3 protein-coding genes are annotated in these 3,430 nt (G+C 70.9%); 2 read left to right on the forward strand and 1 reads right to left on the reverse strand.

The features are described 5' to 3' along the window. Positions 1–270: 270 nt before the first annotated feature. Positions 271–522 carry a hypothetical protein gene (locus D7V88_RS39915; RefSeq protein WP_120545743.1) on the forward strand — a complete coding sequence of 84 codons (252 nt, stop codon included), beginning with the start codon at positions 271–273 and terminating at the stop codon, positions 520–522. Between the two features lie 493 nt (positions 523–1,015). Here D7V88_RS39915 and D7V88_RS39920 read toward each other — a convergent pair whose 3' ends face one another. Beyond that, on the reverse strand, positions 1,016–2,467 hold the full coding sequence (locus D7V88_RS39920; RefSeq protein ID WP_120545744.1) for a TolB family protein: 1,452 nt from the start codon (positions 2,465–2,467) through the stop codon (positions 1,016–1,018). Positions 2,468–2,590: 123 nt separating this feature from the next. Between D7V88_RS39920 and D7V88_RS39925 the strand changes: the two genes are divergently transcribed. Then, positions 2,591–3,388 (forward strand): TatD family hydrolase, encoded by a 798-nt coding sequence (locus tag D7V88_RS39925; RefSeq protein WP_120545745.1) that lies wholly within the window; start codon positions 2,591–2,593, stop codon positions 3,386–3,388. The last annotated feature ends 42 nt before the right edge of the window (positions 3,389–3,430 follow it).

A 3,430-nucleotide genomic window follows, 5' to 3' on the forward strand; every position in this document is an offset into this window, starting at 1 on the left:
CGAGAAGGCCCGCTACGAGAACGGCGTCGTCTTCTTCGACCTGGTGGACGAGGGCGTGGACAGCCTCAACAAGTTCATCGCCTACGCGCTCTATCCGGACGCGCGCTACACGCTCTGGGTGGGCCGTCCTACCCCACGGAAACCCCCTATTTGACAGGGAACCCCCCGGATTCTGGGACCCGCCAGGGAGACTGAGCCCTGGCACCCTGCCTGCATGATGTCAGACCCAAGGTGTACTCACCCGCGCAGTGGGAAGTGGCGGGAGGAACCATGGCGAAGCGAACCGCAGGCAAGACGAGTGGTGTCACGACGGTGCGGCGGCAGGGTCGGCGGGTGATGCCGGCGCTGCGGCGGACGGCGAAGCGCGCGCGCGTGGTGGCCCAGAAGGCGCAGCTCACCCTGGGAGAGGTCATCGCCGCGGCGTTCGACACGGCTGGCGGTGAGATGAGCGGCGTGCTGGAGCTCGTGACGTCCCCGCAGATGACCCGCGCGCTGGGTCGCCGCATCGTCGTCGAAGGCTGACGCAGTCCCCCGGTCCTCACTCGGGCCGTGCTCCGAAAACAGGGGCGCGCACGCAAGGACCGTCGCGACACGGCTGTCAGCCTCAAGCCACCAGGTGCCGCTTCCGCTGGCGCGGGTGGAGTGCTTGTCCCCCTTCAACCTGTCGAAGCACGTCCCGGCCCTTCACGGTGCCCGCTCCAGGGTCCGAAGGCGCCACGGCTCCGACGTTCCCGACCCCACTTCGAGCCCCCTTCGAGCCCGCGTCGGCCCCCCTCCGGTGGACGCCTCCTGCGTGCGTCCGGACGCGCCTTGCGTCCCGTCGCGTGGACCGCTTCGGACGCATCACGGGCCCCGGGAGCGGGTTCAGCGCGACACCCACTGACCGCGTTCGTCACTTCGCACCGGTGGGCTCATCACTTCGCACCCGCACGGACGACGGCCCGCGTTCTCCCGTTGAAACGGGGAACGCGGGCCGGGAAGCCCCGGTTGCCGGGGCTTTCAACTCCGAGGAGGACTACCGGGGCTGCCAGCGCGGGCGGTGGTCGTCACCCTCGTTCGTCAGCACCGTGTACGTGTCCTTCGGGTGGGAGATGACGGTGCCGACCTTGGCGCCGGTGGCCGGGTCGATCCGCCACACCAGCAGTTGGCCGCCCTGCACGTAGGCCAGGAAGTAACCATCCGGAGAGAAGGACGGCAGCGTGGCCTCATCCGCGAAGGGCACCGCCGCGCCCTCCGCCGCGCCCGTGGTGGTGTTCACGCGCTGGAGGAAGAGGACGTTGCCCGGGGTCGTCCCGCACAGGGTCGCGCCCACGTTGCCGCAGAGCGTGGCCGCGGTGCCGACCAGTTGGTAGTAGGCGCGCACGTACGCCACCCAACTGCCATCCGGCGCCCAGTTCGGGTTCGCGATGTAGGACTCCACGGTGCCGCCGGTCACGGCGTCGGAGGAGGCATCCGCGAGCAGCGACGGGGTGCCGCCCCCCGTCACGGGCAGCGAGTACAGCTTGAGGATCGGGGTGACATCCGCGCCGAAGTTCACCGTCTTGCCGTCCGGGTTGGCCAGGAACAGCAACTGCGAGGTGACGCGGTTGTAGTGCGGCTGCTCGGCGGACGTCGGCGTCCCGGCCAGCGGGGCCGGAGCGGCGCCACCGGTGGAGACCTGGATGCCCGAACCGGAAGCGCTGTACGCGTAGTCCACGCCGTTCGGGCCGAAGTCCGGGAAGGTGCCGGTCGCGGTGACCTGCGTCGCCGTGCCGCCCGTCCCCGGGATGGTGGAGATGCCGGACGAGCCACGCACCCAGGCAATCACGTTGCCCGGCTCCCATTCGGTGTAGCGGATGCGGGTGCCACCGCCCGTCGTCAGCACGGTGGGCGCGGCCGCGAGCGGCAGGGCGCGCACCGCGAGCTCACCCGTGGGGCCGGTGACGTCGCCCTGCACGAAGGCCACCTGGGTGCCGCCCGGGCCGAAGCGCGGGTAGGCGCTGGCCACGGCGTCATCACTGAGCGACGTCATGCCCGGCACGTCGAATTCGGTCACGAGGGCGCGGGTACCGCCGTCGGTGCCCGTCAGGGCGATGTGGAGCGACTGACAGGTCGCGGCCTCGCAGCGCAGGCCCGCCATGCACTCCGCGGACGCGGTGCACGCGCCGCCCTTGGCCACCGTCATGCCCGCATCCGTCCCGGCGTCGACCTCCGTGCCCGCGTCGGTGCCCGCATCCACGTCCGTGCCCGCGTCCGTCCCGGCATCGACCTCCGTACCGGCGTCCGTCTCCGTGCCCGCATCCTCCTCGGGAGGAGGCGTCAGCGTGCGCAGCTCGCAGTTGTTGTCAGCGTTGCAGGACCAGACCTGGCCCTCAGGGGGCGTCCCCTTGTCGCGGCAGTCGAACTGGTCGACGCACTCATCACCACAACCCGTCACCACCATCGCCAGCGCTCCGAAAAGCGCACCCCACACCACTCGCTTGGTCATGCACATGCCTCCTCAGTCAGGGGCGCGCGTCATAGCTTCCCGTTCGCGGGGGACGAGAAGCCCTGAAGGGCACGTCATCCGAGGCTGTCCGTGATTGAACTGGGATTGGGAAAAGGGTGCTCAATGATCGACACGCACTGCCATCTGGACGCATCTCGCTTCGACCCGGACCGTCCGGACGTCGTCACGCGCGCCTGGGCCGCGGGCCTCCACGGCATCCTCATCCCCGCCGTGGGACCGGAGACCTGGGAGCCGCTGCTCGCGCTGCCCCGACAGGACGCGCGCATCCAGGTGGGCCTGGGCATCCATCCCCAGTTCCTGCCGGACCTGCCGCCGGAGAGCGACGGCCCGAACCTGGAGCGGCTGGACGCGCTGCTCGCGAAGGGCGGCGCGGTGGCCGTGGGCGAGTGCGGCCTGGACGGGCCATCCCTCCCCGGTGCTCCCCTGGAGCGGCAGGTGGCCGTGCTGCGCGGACACCTGGCCCTGGCGCGCAAGCACGGGCTGCCGGTGCTGATGCACTGCCACCGGCTGCACCCGGCGCTCATCGAATTGATGAAGACGGAGGCCTGGCCGGACGCCGGCATCCTGATGCACAGCTACAGCGGCGGCGCGGAGCTGGCGCGCTTCTACATCCAGAAGGGCTGCCACTTCTCCTTCGCCGGCCCCGTCACCTGGGCGGAGGCACGCAAGCCGCTGGACGCCCTGCGGGTGATTCCCCCGGAGCGGCTGGTGGCGGAGACGGACTCGCCGGACCAGGCCCCCACGCCCTTCCGGGGCCAGCGCTCCGAGCCGGGCTACCTGCCCCACATCCTCGCGGGCATGGCCCAGGCGCTGGGGGAGCCGGTGGACGTGCTCGCCCAGCGGACGACCGAGAACGCCCGGCGCCTGTTCCGGGAAGCTTTCCCGCCCCCTTCGCTGTAGGCGAGCGTCGCGTGATAGAGGAGCCTTCATGAACCCGCAGCC

The sequence above is a fragment of the Corallococcus terminator genome, assembly GCF_003611635.1.
In the GTDB taxonomy this organism is placed as follows: Bacteria; Myxococcota; Myxococcia; order Myxococcales; family Myxococcaceae; genus Corallococcus; species Corallococcus terminator.

Excerpts from the sequence above, each read along its gene's own strand:
- D7V88_RS39925 (WP_120545745.1), top strand. The coding sequence starts at position 2,591 with ATGATCGACACGCACTGCCATCTGGACGCATCTCGCTTCGACCCGGAC.
- D7V88_RS39915 (WP_120545743.1), top strand. The coding sequence starts at position 271 with ATGGCGAAGCGAACCGCAGGCAAGACGAGTGGTGTCACGACGGTGCGG.
- D7V88_RS39920 (WP_120545744.1), bottom strand. The coding sequence starts at position 2,467 with ATGACCAAGCGAGTGGTGTGGGGTGCGCTTTTCGGAGCGCTGGCGATG.